This window comes from Proteus sp. G2300, assembly GCF_009915965.1.
Taxonomy (GTDB): Bacteria; Pseudomonadota; Gammaproteobacteria; order Enterobacterales; family Enterobacteriaceae; genus Proteus; species Proteus vulgaris.
Map to the genome: position 1 here is coordinate 180,989 of NZ_JAABNK010000023.1, position 15,118 is coordinate 196,106.

A 15,118-nucleotide genomic window follows, 5' to 3' on the forward strand; every position below is an offset into this window, starting at 1 on the left:
ATTATCCTTTTTGAGGTTATTCTAATCAAAACTAATGCAAGTATGATATCACAACAGACTATTGGCACATAAAGGCTTGGTTAAATTTCTTAGCCTATGATTTTATATAATCAATATATTTGAATAGCATATTCAAAGGATTGAGATGTGATTGTTAAAAGATAGAGTAAAATACCGTAAACCAACAAATTTAAACTAATAGCATATTTGATAGATCAAGAGAAAATAATGAAAAAGATCCTTGTACTAAAATCCAGCATTTTAGAAAGCTACTCACACAGTAATAAAATGGCCGATTATTTGATTGAAAATTGGCAGAACAACTATAAAGATGATGTTATTACTGTACGTGACCTCGCTAAAAATACCGTACCAACTTTGGACCAGGCTACCCTATTTGCTTTTGGACAAGAAACAGAAATGCTCTCTGATGAACAAAAAGTAGCCAGAGCATTATCAGATGAATTAATTAGTGAATTAAAATCGCATGATATGATTATTATTACTGCACCAATGTATAACTTCTCAATTCCAGCACAGTTAAAACATTACATTGATTATATCGCTCGTGCGGGTGAAACATTTAAATATACCGAAGCCGGCTCTGTAGGCTTACTTGAAAATAAACAAGCTATTGTATTAACTAGTCGTGGTGGTGTTCATAAAGATCAACCTTCTGATCTTATCGTTCCTTTTCTAAAACAATTTTTAGCATTTATTGGCATTCACGACGTACAATTTATTATGGCTGAAGGTACAGCTTTTGGTGAAGAATACACACAGCAAGCTCACCTGCAAGCACAAAAAGAAATTGATGCTGTTATTAATACAAGAAGCATTACTGTAAAATAGTAATTTGTATTTCTATTATTCTTTAAAAGCACCTAATTCAGGTGCTTTTTTTATAGTTATATTTAACAGCATCATTTTTATATCAACACCTCTTTTATAAAAAGAGCATTGTTGATTTATAATTTAAAAACCTTGATAGATAAAAAATCTAAACTTAATCAAATTTTTAAATCATCGACTAAATAAAATTTATTTTAATAGCCATTCATTACTACTTATTCTTTAATTCATATTAATAATGAAATTATCAATAAAAAGTTAATTTGATTTATAAAAAACAAATAAATAACATTTAGGTGTTTCAACAAACATATAAAAAATCAAATAATTTTATTAATTCAATAAATGGAATTTACGATGAAAAAAAGCATACTCTCAATATTTATTCTATCTACGGCTTTTTTATCAACTCAATCAAATGCTACTGAATATGAAAAAAACAGTGTAGGTATAGTTAATATTAAAGGCCAAATAACAGCAACACCTAGTTGCATATTACAACCAATAGCTGAAATTCAGTTACCTAATGTTCAAGAAAATAATTTTACATTTTCTAATTTAGCAAATGTAGAAGCAAAAGAAATTAATATTATCTTTGAAAATTGTACTCAAGAACTTAATAATATTAAATTAAGAGTTCAAAACCAAGGAAAGAGCACATTAGAAAACACTGTCATATCTAAAGATAATGGTAGTAATGTGTCCGTTGCTATTTTAGATACAACTGGAAGCGAGATAGATTTAGCACAGGAAAATAACACACAATTTAAAGCAAAAATTGATCAAGTAACACATATGGCAAGTTATAAATTTTACGCAAATTATAAAAAGCCAGATAATATAGATGCAACTCCTGGAAAAGTAATAACCAGCTTAAATTTCGATGTTATTTATTCTGATGTTGCCGATCAAGGTTAACATTTAAGAATAGACAAAGCTGGTTTTCCAGCTTTGTTTTAATACTGTGAATTTATAGTGAAAAAATATAACTTACCATAAAACAATAAAGCATGATCAAAAAAATAAAAGTCACCATTTTATCCATATTTACTATTTTTCCTATTTATGGTTATTCAGCAATAGAAATAAATAAGAATAGATTTATTTTTATTGAAAGTCAAAATCAAGAAGTCATTGAAATAAAAAACAAAACAGATAATAACTATTTTATACAAAGCTGGATTTCACATTACAATGAAAATAATGATGATGAATTACCTTTTATCATCACTCCACCACTCTTTAAAATAGAAAAAGACGAAAATTATTCTTTGAAAATATTTAGATTAGGTGAAATAGAAAAAAAAGATAGAGAAACATTGTATAGAATAAACATTAAAAGAATACCTTTGCTATCTAATTCAGATGGAAACGAAAATTTATTACACATATCAATGAACTCTGTTTATAACTTAATATATAGACCTATATCAATAGAGAAAAATGCCAAAACTTCTTATGAAAAGATTGAGTTTTTAAAAAACAAAAACAATGAGTTGATTATAAATAACCCAACACCTTATTTTATCACCTTACTTAAAATTAGTTTAAATGAAGTTTTATTGAATAATAAAAGTAAAACAATTCCGCCTTTTACAAAACATAATACAAGAAATGTAATTAAAGAAAGTGGATTGATTAAATGGAAAACGATTGATCAATTTGGCGTAGAAATCAATGCGACAGAGAAGGCCATAATTAATGAAGATTAAATTTAAAAAAAAAGAGATCACTTTTTTTATTTTAATGATTATTTTCAACAAAGATACTGTCGCACAAAATAATTTTCTATCTCTTTATTCTTATTCACTTTTTAACATTAGTGATGATACGATTAAACTGCTTCTTGAAAATAAAAAACCTGAAGGTTTTTATCACTCTATCATTCATATAAATAATAGAAAAAAAACAGCAAAACTTCTTTATTTTAAAAATATAGATAATAAATTAACACCTTATTTTTCTATCGATGATTTTATTTCTCTTGGCATTGATTCAGATTTTTATAAAATTGACAAAAAGAATAAAGGCTCAATACTTTTAAGTGATCTTTCAATCGATTTTAAATATCATTTCTCTAATCAGAAGTTAAATTTAATTATTCCACAAAAAGCATTAATAAAGACAACTGATTATATTGCAAATGAACAAAACTGGGATGATGGAATTACAGCATTATTCACCCAATACTCATATTGGATTAAGTATCATCAAAAAAAATCTATTGAGCAAAAGCTCAATTTATATTCAGGAATTAACATGGGAGCTTGGCGTGTACGTGGTCAAAGTAGATTTGATTGGACGAAAGATCGTTATCAATCTAAGCTTTCATCAATATATGCATATCGACAAATTAATTCTTTTTCTTCTATTTTTTATGGTGGTAATTTTTCACCTACAACACGAATATTACCAACTGATAAAATAATTGGCTTTCAATTAATATCCAATAATTTAATTTCAAGTAATACTCTTTATGCTAACAAACCGATTATAGAAGGAATGGCTGATACTGAAGCTCAAGTAGTGATCAGACAAGGTGACAAAGTTATTTATGAAACCACCGTTCCTCCGGGTCCATTTATTATAAATTCATTACCTGTTTTAAGAAGTGGAAAACTAACGTTAGAAATAAAAGAAGAGGATGGCAGAATCAAAACCTCAACCCATTATTTTACATCACTTCCTAATCAGCTAAATAAAGGTAGCTATCAATATAATTTAATTGCTGGTACATTACCCAATAATAACCATAAAGAAAATTCTACTTTCCTTTTAAGTGAGTTTTCCTATGGCCTTAGCCAAAAAATCACCTCATATAGCGCAATAAAAAAACGAGATAACCATATGAATTACCTATCTGGACTATCTCTTGATTTAGGTATATTGGGTGGTTTAGCAACAGACTTAAGTTATGAAAATAGTAAAAATAAATTAAAATATCAATTTCTTTATCAAAAAAGTATGCTTAAAACGCAAATCTATTTTACTTCTAAAATATCTTTTTATCATTATTTAGATAATTTTCAAAAAAACGATGGAGTTAAAAGAAATTATTCATTTTCTTTATCAAAAAACTTTAGTAACTTGGGTTATCTTTCTTTTCAGTATCAAGAAAAAATATATAGAAAAATATCTAAAGATTTTGGGTTAAGTACTTCTCTTTCATCTTCAATAAATAAAATAAACTATAACCTTAAATATGATTTTAAAAAAAATAAATCTATTTTTGATCATTCATTCTCACTTAATCTCCATATACCATTGGGAAATAATAGTGACCATAATCATTGGTTTAATAATCAAACAAATTATCAAGGTAATAAAAAACATTATATCAATACTACCAACATCGGAGGCAGTCTGCTTAATCATAATTTAGGATATTCATTAAATTATCAACACACGTATGATGAGAAAAGAAAATTTAACCAATTTTCCACTAATGCCCGTTATCAAAACAACTATCAATCTTACACATTTAATGCAAACAAAATGGAAGATAATTATAATTATAATATTTCTATTAATGGAGGAATTGTCCTTCATTCTAATGGCATTACTCTTACTCCTCGTTTAGGTAGAACATTTGCATTAATTAATACACAAGGAATATCTGGAATCAAAACGTCACTTTCATCAAAAATGGAAACTGATTTTTTTGGAAATCTAGTTTTAAATAATATTACACCTTATCGAATAAATAACATTAAATTAAATGCAACGACATTACCCCAAAAAGCAGAAACAGAAGTTTATAGCAAGAATATTATTCCCACATTAGGCGCAGTATCTAAAATAACTTTCCCTATAAAAATAGGATATCGTATTATTTTTAAATCAACAACTCCACTTCCTTTCGCATCAGTAGTTACCGTATTAGACACAGAGGGTAATATTACATCACATGGGTTAGTGTCGGAAAATAATATTATTTTTCTTTCTGGTGTTACAGAGAGTGGCTTAGTAAAAGTAAGATGGGAAGAAGATAAGCAGTGTCAATTTAATTATGAAATTGATGATAATGAAAAAAACGCCACACTAATAAAAAAAGAAATCAACTGTATTTAAACTAAATTATCTCTATTAAGAAAATATGAAAAAAATCACTCAGTTAATCATTATGTTACTACTTACATCTTTTTCATTACCATCAACAGCTAGCCGTGGTGATCATGAAATTCCTTTAAGTTGTGATATTGATTATATCTATGAAAATATTAGTGATAGGCTTTCTATTAATGAAAATGATTTTTCATCACATGAAGCAGGAACATTAGCAAATATAGACAATCATATTATCATTATTATTATAAAAGATTGTTCTAAAACTCATGGTGAAGTTCGTTTGAAAATTGAAAATTCGAGCATTGATACTAATACTGGTTATTTAAAAAATATGATTGCTGGCGATAATGCAAGCACTAATATTGCATTTCAATTATTGTACAATGATGAGGGAAACCCCATAAACCTTAATGAAAAAAATGAGTTTGTTGAAGAACTTATTGATGGAGAAGCAGAGTTTTATTTTTTAGCTAATTATGTAAAAAAAGATGACTTCCCCCCTAAGCCTGGTTATATACAATCAAACATTCAGTTTATTACAAAAATAAATGACGATGTTGTTATGTTTAATGATAGTGAGTAATTATAATGATAGAAAAGCACGGTTGCTATTTATCCTAGCTCGTGCTTTAAATATACTAAGTAGTTATTAAATATTTATTTTAAGGCTTAGTTATTTCTTCACCCATTTTCCATTGATACCTTTGACAAATTCACCTTCATTAGCCCTTGCGACTAGCTTTTCACCCGCAAGTCGAGCAACAGATTCCGGCGTTACTTGATTAGTTCTAGCGATTTCAGCATATTTTGTCTTCCTCGCTTGATTTATTTCATCAACAAGTCGTTGAGCCTGTTTATTATTTATTTGAACAAGCTCGATGTAGCCACTAAATGTTTCTCCCACTAATCCCTGCTCTCTTGCTTCATCAAGTGTTAATGCTGTGGCATTAGTACTCACTAAAGTCAACATTAGCGCAAAACTTAAGAGATATTTTTTATAATTCATCATCTATCCTTTAAAAAATGGCGCTGTTATTTTTTAAGAGATCTTCTACTTGGCGATCTATTTTTACATTAATCTCATGTTCAATTTTAACATTCATATTTATATTAATCGGTTTATCAGGTGTAGCAACTTCGAGTCGAATACATCCTGTTAACGCCGATATTCCCATTATTAAGGCTGTTAATATAAATAATTTTCTTAAAAATAATGGTTTCACTCTGACTCACTCCCTAAATCTGATAAGCTTTTTTCTAACCACTCTTCCAATTGTGAACCAAATCGTAAACTCCGCCATAATTGAAAGACATTTTCTTCGTGTCGATAATTGAAGTTAACTTGTCGACGTTTATCTTCTAGAGGATTCGTTCCCTGAATTTCAGCCTCTAATATTAACTCACCTAAATTACTTAAGTTGACGCGAGTCCAAGAGCGATTGATCTCTAAATAACGTAACCACGCCATAGCAATACCCGCTGACATATTATTATCATCAATTGAATCAACAAAGTCTTTATCAAGTCTTAACGTCAAATATGATGAATTAGCAAGCCAACCATCTTTAATAATCCATTGATTATTATTAATAAAGAATGGAAATTCCCCGCTAACTTTACCTGATGCAGCAAACTGGGTCACTTTTAATAAAGTAAACAGATGACTTAATTGAATATTATCAAGAGAAATAATCGCTGCTTCATGCTGTGGAATAGTGAGTTTTGCCAACGAAATAGTGCCATCAAGCATTGCTACATTCACATTGGATAAAACTAGCGGTTTATTTTCTGTTGCTGGGTAAAAACCTTGAAGGTCAGCCGTAATATCAGTCATTTCAAAAAGATTATTAACGCGTTTTATCCGTAACTGAACAGGTTGTTTAACCCCCAGTTGCCATTCATCACCGTTTAAACGCCAAGGCAAAATAAAATCTAAGCCTTCTAAAATGCCCTCTTTAAGCCACATTCCCCCCTGCTTAACCACAAGATGTCCACCAGCAATTAAGCCTTGTTCTGGTGCAATAGAAAAATCTGCTTGGGTATAGAGTTCACCTTTATCAAGGGTAATCCCTAACTTATCTGGAATTAAAGATTGAAAAACATTTATTGGCTGTAAGGGCCAACGCATTTGCCCCCTTAATCTTGCCCCATCCCAACGTGTATTAATTGCAATAGGTCCTATGTTGGGTTTAGCGCTTAACTCACCTTTTACATTAAAATTGAAGGGTGATTCACCACTGATCGTGGCAATAAAATCGGCTTTATCTAGAAAACCACCTGACGGAAAATCAATACGTTGACTAGTTAATTTTAATTTTCCACCAAATGCGGGCTTTTTCTCATCTCTTATCCAACGAAACGGACTTTCTAACGATAATCGAGGTGCCGTCATCGTTGTATGTTGATATTTTAAAACGTCAAAACCTGTATTAATTTTTTCAAAGCTGATGATTTTATCAACCCAATACCCTGTTCCCGCAATATCCCAACGTGCTTTTAAAGGTAATAAATTTCCTTCTCCCCAATAACGCCATTGCCAAGTCCCATTATCAGGTAAAAAATCAGTTGCCTTACCTTGAAAATGAATACGATAATCCCCCCAAATCTTGTCTTGTGCGACAACAATCGCATTTAAACGGCCATTAAAACCTTTTGATGAAAATGTCGTTCCTGCTAAGGGTAAGCGTGCATCTTTTATCGTAAGCGTTTCAGTTAATGGACCTTTAAAACGAAGTAACGAGCCAGATTGAAATTCAACAGTAGGATCAACGAATGTTCCTGTCACGTTAATAGGTAATCGCGCACTGGCTTGCATTAATTCTTTATTAACCACTCCGGTAATTTGAATAGGAATATGTGCATCTAACCAATTTACTGCCGTCTCAGGAATTGAAATAACTAAATTTCCTTTTCCTGCATGACCCTCTGTCATTACATTTAATCGTGCACTTAATCTTAAATCTGTCAGACCTTTTTGCCATTGAGCAATATTAATATTAATCCCCCCACGCAAAGGTTGATCTAATCCAAACCATTCCCAACGACCTTGTTCAATCTTTATATTTTCGGGGGTAACATGCCAAGGTAATAGAGCCAATGCATGGCCACCACCTTGCTCAGCAAGTGAAATAGTGCCTGATAGTCCTTCCCATTCAAGAATGAGGACTAAGGGATAAGCATAATGAGAAGTTAATAAAGTCGCATCAATCGTACCTTTTTCAGGTAATGACGCAATGTCAATTGGTAATGCTATTTCAGCTGCAAGTTCAATATTATTGTCATCAGGTAAATTCAATTTGAATTGCTTTATATCTAGCCATTTATTATCTCTAATAAAAATACCGAGTTGAGCATTTTCTCCTTGGAACGTCACTAATCGTCCATCATTTTGTGTTTTTAGCTGTAACGAACCTTGATAGCGGGCATTTTCTTTTAAGAGTAGATTTTCTATATTGACAGATAAATAGGGTATCGACGTTAATAAGGAATTTATCTCAACAGGTACTGATACCGCCTCTTCCTGCTTATTCGGTGGCATCGTTGAAAAACAGTGCTCATCAATAGTAAGTTTCTGACTATTAAATTGCAGTTTATCAATTTGTTCTTTTCGATAAGAAAAAGCAAAGTTGTCCATGTTTGCTAAAGTACAACTGGCTGTCTTTAATGCAATATTCTCAACAGAAACGCCTGCCCGTTGTAATTGTGGCTGAGATAATGAAAGAGTGACACCTTCAGGTAGATAAATTTTTGCAACAACAGGCAACCAACGAGGGATAGATACCCACAACGCAGTACCGATTAGGCTTACACCTACCAGTATCGTCCCTGTCCATTTGATTGTTTTTCTTAACAACACATCATATTCCTTTTAAACAAACCTGAATCATCCACTTACCTTGTTAAATTGTTTATAATGATAGTATTAATTTCTTTCATATTGGGGCTGGATAATTCTGTTTTTCCAGTCTCTGAACAAAATTTTAATCGAGAGTAGAGAAAACTAGATGAAAATCGTTTCCTATAGTACTAAACATTATGATCGTAAACACATGGAATGGGTCAATCAGCATAATGGATATCATTATGATATTGAATATTTCGATTTTAATTTGACAGAACAAACCGCAAAAAATGCCGTTGGTGTGGATGCGGTTTGTATTTTCGTTAATGACGATGCCAATCGTGCGGTTTTGCAAGAGCTGGCTAGCCTTAATATTCGTATACTTGCTTTACGCTGTGCGGGTTTTAATAACGTTGACTTAGAAGCAGCTACGGAATTGGGTATCACCGTTGTACGTGTGCCAGCTTATTCACCCGAGGCCATTGCAGAACATGCTGTTGGCATGATGCTCTCTTTAAACCGCCGTATACACAGAGCTTATCAGCGTACTCGTGATGCAAACTTCTCATTAGAAGGTCTAACTGGTTTTAATATGCATAACCGTACGGCGGGTATTATTGGTACTGGCAAAATTGGATTAGCGGCATTACGTATACTAAAAGGCTTTGGTATGAAATTACTAGCCTATGATCCTTACCCAAATCAAGCTGTACTTGATTTAGGTGCTGAATATGTTGATTTAGCAACAATTTATGCAAATTCTCATATTATTTCGTTACATTGTCCGCTGACTGCAGATAATCATCATTTATTAAATGAAACTGCTTTTGCACAAATGAAAGACGGTGTGATGATTATTAACACTAGTCGTGGTGCATTAATTGATTCTGCCGCTGCGATTAATGCGCTAAAACAAGGAAAAATCGGTGCTTTGGGGATGGACGTTTATGAAAATGAACGCGATCTTTTCTTTGAAGATAAATCCAATGACGTTATTCAAGATGATATTTTCCGTCGCCTTTCTTCTTGTCATAACGTGTTATTTACTGGGCATCAAGCATTTTTAACAGAAGAAGCTTTAATCAGTATTAGTGAGACAACACTACACAATATTAAAGATGTAGCTACGGGTAATGAATGTGTTAATCAGATCAAAGTGCCATTATAAACGTTCAGAATAAATGCAACAAAAAGCCCTTTCGCATAAATTATGCCAAGGGGCTTTTTATTTATTAACCGTGCAACCACTTATTTTTCTTTAGTATTGCTATCTTCAACTGATTTAGTTGCTTCAAAGTGTGAAGATGTTTCTGTCTCTTCATCCACTTTAAATTGTGAAACTAATTTAGCTAATTGGTGAGCTTCATCATCCATATTCGCTGTAATGGCGGCAGATTCTTCAACCAATGCTGCATTTTGTTGGGTAACTGTATCCATTTCACTTACCGCTAATGCAATTTGGTTAATACCCATGCTTTGCTCATTAGAAGCAAGGGCTATCTGTTGCATAAAGTCATTTACTTGATTAATGGTTGTAACGATCTCTGACATTGAGCGTCCTGCTTGGGCCACCTGTTGAGAACCAACATGTACTTTATTGACAGAGTGGGTGATCAGTTCATTGATCTCTTTTGCAGCTTCTGCACTACGGCTTGCTAAATTACGTACCTCAGATGCAACAACTGTAAATCCGCGACCTTGCTCACCCGCTCTAGCAGCTTCAACAGCAGCATTCAATGATAAGATATTGGTTTGGTTTGCAATACTATTGATGATGTCATTAATATCTGCAATTTTCTTCGCACTTTCAGAGATTGAAGACATGGTTTCTACCACGCTATCCATAACACTTTCCCCGTTTTGAGCAGAGCTTGTCGCTGTTAATGCTAATTTACTGGCTTCACGTGAATTATCAGCATTCTTCTCAACGGTAGTTTTAATTTGCTCCATACTCGCAACCGTTTCTTGTAATGCGCTTGCTTGCTCTTCTGTACGGGATGATAAATCCGTATTTCCGGTCGCAATTTCACTCGCACTCACACTAATGGTATTAACAGCATTTTTGACTGAAGAAATCATATGGCTTAATGAATTTTTCATCTTATTCATTTCATTAAATAATTGACCAAATTCATTAGTGCCATGATTATCGATACGCATACTAAAATCACCTTGGCTCATCTTGCTAAAAATATTGATTAATATTTTGATATTGCCAATGAAGGTATGAGAGAACCAACGCAATATAATGATAAATAAAAGAATAACAATAATGCCTGTTGTTAATGATACCATCATCAAACGTTCTTGAGATGTTTTAGCAATATCGATATAACCACTCTCTATGCCATTAGCAACAGCATAATATTGCATTGTGATGTCATTGAGCTCATCCATCTTAGCACTAGACGAATGAATTGTGAGCTGGCCTTTGCGCAATCGCTCTAACGCGCCAGTAAAAATATCAAGCAGTTCATCAAAGCGTTTTGTCATATCATCTGCTAATTCACGCCCTTCCATTGTTAGCTTTTCAGCGTCTGCCCAACGGTGGATTTCTTCACGGGTAATTTCAATATACTCAGCAGTTTGATGAAAATATTTTGCAGAGGGTTTTTCATTGACTCTTAATTGTCCATCTAAACCATTAATATTTGCCCTGATCACGGCCATTTGATATCGAGCTTTGCCCATTAGTAACATTTGCTGGCTTAAGCTATTTGATGAAACGAAATTATTATAAGATCGAGTGGAAGCATCATAACTAAAATAAATAATGCTCATAATCAACGCAAATAAAATGGCCAGCATGACCTTAACGGTCTTTTCTATACTGATATTTTTAAACATGGTCATATTCCATCAAAATATACAGAGTTTTAATCTGTACATTTGTAAGATATCAGAATGCACTCTTTCTCTGATAAAGAGCATATTCCCTGGTGTAATAAAATAAGACTAAAATGTATTCATTAAAATATAAAGGCGCATAAGATCTGCCTTTACTTATAATGTCGGTAATAGTAAGAGAAAACTTTAGAGTGTCGTGAAAAGCATTTTTCATTTACAAAATAAACGAGTTTTTTATCCAACCAGAGATAAATTAACTCTATAATATCTCGCAATGATGCTGATTTTACTCAGAAAAAGATAATTTATTAATTATTTTTTAGTTTTTGTGTTTTTTTTATTTATTTTCACCTACTTCCATTTTAAGTATATACACTTATTAACATTAATTTATTTAACTTCAATATTAAGTTATATCAAATATTAAAAATATTTTATTTCCAATAAAAATAAGACAGTTTCTAAAAACTGTCTTTATTGTTTATTTATTAAGATTAATTTAGTTTTATTGAGAAATTTAAATAATATTTTCTATTAATAACTTTTCAGTTAGTTCAATAAGTCTTATCACATTCAATGGCGTTTCTCTTTTTTTTAGTTCATCTAAAGAAAGCCATTGGAAAGATTTATTTGTCAATTGGCTATTTTCTAGTGGTTTACAAAGATAAATCATATCAATGTGATAATGAAATCCTTGTTTTTTATCGTGAATAGGTTCTTTTAAAATGGCGAGGGGCTTAACGAGTTCAATAACATCATTATCATTTAAACCAAGGCTAAATTCAGGCTGATAACAAAGACATTCACACAATAATCCAGTTTCTTCTTCTATTTCTCTTAATACCGCATTTTGTGGTTCTTCATTATCTTCGATATGACCACCTGGTGGTAACCAGTACCCTATTTTGGAATGTAAATGGAAAAGAAATTGTCCCTGTTGATTAAATACGATACCCGTTGCAGTGAAATGGCTTTTAGGCACTTCTAGTGTCATGATATGCTTATCCTTATGTCTTATGTTCTTGTTCCAATGTACATTAAATCATCCTGTTTTTTTGTGCTATTTACCGGCTTTCACGTTTATTGAAGCTTGTTTTATTCCCATCAGAAAATCAGCAAAGATCCTTTTGAAATCCCTACAGGCATTTTCCGATAATGTTTCTTCATTTTTTAAGTTAATCGCGATATGCGTGAGAAAACCATAGATTAAATTAACGACAATATCAGGAGAGTAAGTACAAATTTCTTGCTTAGAATAGAGTATTTCTACGCAGGATTTGATTCGAGGAATAAGAATTTGTGCATCAATTTCATCCCATTCCTTCCAACCTAAAACGGAGATAATCTCTTGTAGCGGAATAAGTGTATCTTTATGTTGATAAATATGATCAACACAAAAACTAAAAATAACTTCAAGTTCTTGCCATTTATCATCATAGTTAGGAATTTTAACAAGTTGCTCCATGACTTTATAAACTTGAAAAAGATAACACTCTTTTAATAGTGCTTTCTTATTACTAAAATGATGATAAAACGCCCCTTTTGTCACTCTTGCGTGACGTGATATTTCATCTATGGAAACATCACAATAGTTTTGATTTATAAATAGTTCTTGTGCCGCCTCACGTAACGCGGTGCGTGTTTGCTCTGAATTCTCTTGTTGCCGTGATTTTATATTCATGATAAAACCCTAAAAACATACCATAAGTATGTAATAATATATGGGTATCAGTTTTGTGTAAACTGAACAAAATATTTTCAGGAAATTATCATGTCATCTCCGCACAATGGGTTTGCTCCCGCGAATACCTTATCCACATTTAATATAGAAATTATCAAAGAGCTTCTTCTCTGGATTGAGGTAAATCTGGAAAAACCGTTGCTACTTGATGATGTTGCGATTAAATCAGGCTATACAAAATGGCATTTGCAACGAGTATTTAAGCAAGCAACGGGCTTAACGCTGGCTTCATATATTCGAGGGCGACGCCTCACAAAAGCTGCAACTGAATTACGGTTAACAAAACTGCCTATTCTTACGGTGGCATTACGTTATCAGTTTGATTCTCAGCAATCGTTCACACGCCGTTTTAAAGCTACATTTGGCGTTACACCTACTGAATATCGTAAACTTGATAATCTTTGTGGTGATAATTTTCAACCTCCCATTAATTTTGATGTCACTGATTTACCTATTCCTAACATTATGGAACTACCTGAAAGTTATGTTTATGGTATGCAATACCAATATTTTTGTTCTATTGAAGATATCGGTAAATTGCATGAAGATATTCGCCATCAATTTTGGAACGATTTTTTATTGTATACAGATAAAAATTTCACAGAAAGTACAGTGCTGATTTCATATCAACCTAATACGCTACGTAAAAATAAAATCCAAATTGACTATGAGATTGGTTTGAATAGTTTGGATCATTTTACAAAAACCAGTGGATTTAGAAAAAAACGTATAGAACCTGGTCGTTATGTTAGGTTTCAATTTAAAGGCACACTGGATGAATATAAACAATTTGCGATGAAAATATATTTTTATACACTACCTGCATTAGGGCTATGTCGCCGTTTAGGCGCTGATATTGAAAAATATGTCAGTATTGAAACCGATGTCGATTTAATGGAACTCCCAAAAACCTTAGAAATAGATTATTTTGTTCCAATTCACTAATTACGATAAAAACAGCTTGAATATTTCAGGCTGTTTTTATTAAGAATAAATTAATTCTATAAAGTCTATTGGCGCAATAAAATTTGTTTTGATTGCCTTTGTTATTATTTTACTAAACTAATTAGCTATATTTTATCAACATAAAAAGCTTTTCTACTTTAGATCCCTATATAAAACAATAAAGGTTCTTATGCGTATCTCACCTCACCTCATACTTTCTGCTTTTTTACTGACTTCTTTTGTGAGTTATGCATAAATATCAACACATACATTAACTCGTCAAGATGGAAGTGAAATTATCTTCGCAATATCCGAATATCATTTTAATCGGTGGGAGTAAAGGCACTACGATGGTGCTTTTAGTGGTAGCTAGACGTAACGATATTAAAGCTGTCGTTGCATTAAATGGTGGAGGTCGTTTTTTTCTTGACGATGTTCTTTATAATATCCGTCATACTAGACCTAAAGAATATGTTGAAGATGCCTTAAATGGCTTTAAACAATTTGCTGATACAATAAAAAACAATTAAATTGATGATGAACGATTTATCAGCGAATACAGTAAATATTGGTGGCAACAATTTTTTGCTGTCGATTTACTTAAAATAATTAAAAGTAATCAACACACACCTGTTTTAATTATTTAAACTCTCAATGACACAAATGTCAACGTAGAAGCGTTACATAAACTAAACTAAGATATTAAACAATCTAATATAACATTTATTAAATACGATAAGTTAGATCATGGATTTTATAATGAACAAGGTGAACGTTTAACCGGTAAAATAATCAGCGATATACAACAATGGTATGCATAATTT

At 31.9% G+C, this 15,118-nt stretch carries 14 protein-coding genes; 8 read left to right on the plus strand and 6 right to left on the minus strand.

Features of this window, described 5'->3' with window-relative positions; translation table 11 throughout:
- The first annotated feature begins 228 nt into the window (after nt 1-228).
- The 5 genes from GWI97_RS12300 (at nt 229) to GWI97_RS12320 (ending at nt 5,503) form a co-directional block, all read left to right on the plus strand.
- A complete protein-coding gene (locus GWI97_RS12300; RefSeq protein WP_036936729.1) occupies nt 229-852 on the plus strand; it encodes an FMN-dependent NADH-azoreductase in 624 nt (207 codons plus the stop codon).
- Nucleotides 853-1,209: 357 nt separating this feature from the next.
- The gene (locus tag GWI97_RS12305) at nt 1,210-1,770 is read left to right on the plus strand and encodes a fimbrial protein (protein ID WP_161710238.1); all 561 of its coding nucleotides are present in this window, start codon (nt 1,210-1,212) and stop codon (nt 1,768-1,770) included.
- A gap of 92 nt (nt 1,771-1,862) precedes the next feature.
- Nucleotides 1,863-2,564 (plus strand): fimbrial biogenesis chaperone, encoded by a 702-nt coding sequence (locus tag GWI97_RS12310; protein WP_087802365.1) that lies wholly within the window; start codon nt 1,863-1,865, stop codon nt 2,562-2,564.
- The gene (locus GWI97_RS12315; RefSeq protein WP_036936724.1) at nt 2,554-4,923 is read left to right on the plus strand and encodes a fimbria/pilus outer membrane usher protein; all 2,370 of its coding nucleotides are present in this window, start codon (nt 2,554-2,556) and stop codon (nt 4,921-4,923) included. The genes GWI97_RS12310 and GWI97_RS12315 overlap by 11 nt, the downstream gene beginning before the upstream one ends.
- A 25-nt stretch (nt 4,924-4,948) precedes the next feature.
- Nucleotides 4,949-5,503: a fimbrial protein gene (locus GWI97_RS12320; RefSeq protein WP_087802361.1), complete on the plus strand. Its 555-nt coding sequence runs from the start codon at nt 4,949-4,951 to the stop codon at nt 5,501-5,503.
- A gap of 90 nt (nt 5,504-5,593) precedes the next feature.
- On the opposite strand, the gene GWI97_RS12325 is transcribed toward GWI97_RS12320, so the two are convergent.
- The 3 genes from GWI97_RS12325 to GWI97_RS12335 are packed head-to-tail and all read right to left on the minus strand — an operon-like array spanning nt 5,594 to nt 8,776.
- Nucleotides 5,594-5,926 carry a YdbL family protein gene (locus tag GWI97_RS12325; RefSeq protein ID WP_036936717.1) on the minus strand — a complete coding sequence of 111 codons (333 nt, stop codon included), beginning with the start codon at nt 5,924-5,926 and terminating at the stop codon, nt 5,594-5,596.
- Nucleotides 5,927-5,936: 10 nt separating this feature from the next.
- Complete coding sequence (locus GWI97_RS12330; RefSeq protein ID WP_036936715.1) at nt 5,937-6,143, minus strand: YnbE family lipoprotein; 207 nt, start codon at nt 6,141-6,143, stop codon at nt 5,937-5,939.
- Nucleotides 6,140-8,776, minus strand: a complete 2,637-nt coding sequence (locus GWI97_RS12335; RefSeq protein ID WP_087802358.1) for a YdbH family protein — start codon at nt 8,774-8,776, stop codon at nt 6,140-6,142. Before GWI97_RS12335 ends, GWI97_RS12330 begins: the two co-directional genes overlap by 4 nt.
- A 148-nt stretch (nt 8,777-8,924) precedes the next feature.
- Here GWI97_RS12335 and GWI97_RS12340 point away from each other — a divergent pair, with 148 nt between their 5' ends.
- Entirely contained in the window at nt 8,925-9,929 is a 1,005-nt protein-coding gene (locus tag GWI97_RS12340) for a 2-hydroxyacid dehydrogenase (protein ID WP_161752007.1), read from the plus strand.
- Nucleotides 9,930-10,009: 80 nt separating this feature from the next.
- On the opposite strand, the gene GWI97_RS12345 is transcribed toward GWI97_RS12340, so the two are convergent.
- The 3 genes from GWI97_RS12345 to GWI97_RS12355 form a co-directional block, all read right to left on the minus strand.
- Nucleotides 10,010-11,608 carry a methyl-accepting chemotaxis protein gene (locus tag GWI97_RS12345; protein ID WP_052038497.1) on the minus strand — a complete coding sequence of 533 codons (1,599 nt, stop codon included), beginning with the start codon at nt 11,606-11,608 and terminating at the stop codon, nt 10,010-10,012.
- A 517-nt stretch (nt 11,609-12,125) separates the two neighbouring features.
- Complete coding sequence (locus tag GWI97_RS12350; RefSeq protein WP_036936706.1) at nt 12,126-12,602, minus strand: NUDIX hydrolase; 477 nt, start codon at nt 12,600-12,602, stop codon at nt 12,126-12,128.
- A 66-nt stretch (nt 12,603-12,668) separates the two neighbouring features.
- Nucleotides 12,669-13,289 carry a TetR family transcriptional regulator gene (locus tag GWI97_RS12355; protein WP_036936703.1) on the minus strand — a complete coding sequence of 207 codons (621 nt, stop codon included), beginning with the start codon at nt 13,287-13,289 and terminating at the stop codon, nt 12,669-12,671.
- A gap of 90 nt (nt 13,290-13,379) precedes the next feature.
- On the opposite strand from GWI97_RS12355, the gene GWI97_RS18480 reads away from it, so the two are divergent.
- Together GWI97_RS18480 and GWI97_RS18410 are read left to right on the plus strand one after the other, a co-directional pair.
- The gene (locus tag GWI97_RS18480; RefSeq protein ID WP_052038496.1) at nt 13,380-14,294 is read left to right on the plus strand and encodes a helix-turn-helix domain-containing protein; all 915 of its coding nucleotides are present in this window, start codon (nt 13,380-13,382) and stop codon (nt 14,292-14,294) included.
- Nucleotides 14,295-14,584: 290 nt separating this feature from the next.
- A complete protein-coding gene (locus tag GWI97_RS18410) occupies nt 14,585-14,824 on the plus strand; it encodes an acyl-CoA thioester hydrolase/BAAT C-terminal domain-containing protein (RefSeq protein WP_103004710.1) in 240 nt (79 codons plus the stop codon).
- The last annotated feature ends 294 nt before the right edge of the window (nt 14,825-15,118 follow it).

Coding starts and splice junctions, on each gene's coding strand:
- GWI97_RS12300 (WP_036936729.1), top strand. CDS start 229: ATGAAAAAGATCCTTGTACTAAAATCCAGCATTTTAGAAAGCTACTCA.
- GWI97_RS12305 (WP_161710238.1), top strand. CDS start 1,210: ATGAAAAAAAGCATACTCTCAATATTTATTCTATCTACGGCTTTTTTA.
- GWI97_RS12310 (WP_087802365.1), top strand. CDS start 1,863: ATGATCAAAAAAATAAAAGTCACCATTTTATCCATATTTACTATTTTT.
- GWI97_RS12315 (WP_036936724.1), top strand. CDS start 2,554: ATGAAGATTAAATTTAAAAAAAAAGAGATCACTTTTTTTATTTTAATG.
- GWI97_RS12320 (WP_087802361.1), top strand. CDS start 4,949: ATGAAAAAAATCACTCAGTTAATCATTATGTTACTACTTACATCTTTT.
- GWI97_RS12325 (WP_036936717.1), bottom strand. CDS start 5,926: ATGAATTATAAAAAATATCTCTTAAGTTTTGCGCTAATGTTGACTTTA.
- GWI97_RS12340 (WP_161752007.1), top strand. CDS start 8,925: ATGAAAATCGTTTCCTATAGTACTAAACATTATGATCGTAAACACATG.
- GWI97_RS12345 (WP_052038497.1), bottom strand. CDS start 11,608: ATGTTTAAAAATATCAGTATAGAAAAGACCGTTAAGGTCATGCTGGCC.
- GWI97_RS12350 (WP_036936706.1), bottom strand. CDS start 12,602: ATGACACTAGAAGTGCCTAAAAGCCATTTCACTGCAACGGGTATCGTA.
- GWI97_RS12355 (WP_036936703.1), bottom strand. CDS start 13,289: ATGAATATAAAATCACGGCAACAAGAGAATTCAGAGCAAACACGCACC.
- GWI97_RS18480 (WP_052038496.1), top strand. CDS start 13,380: ATGTCATCTCCGCACAATGGGTTTGCTCCCGCGAATACCTTATCCACA.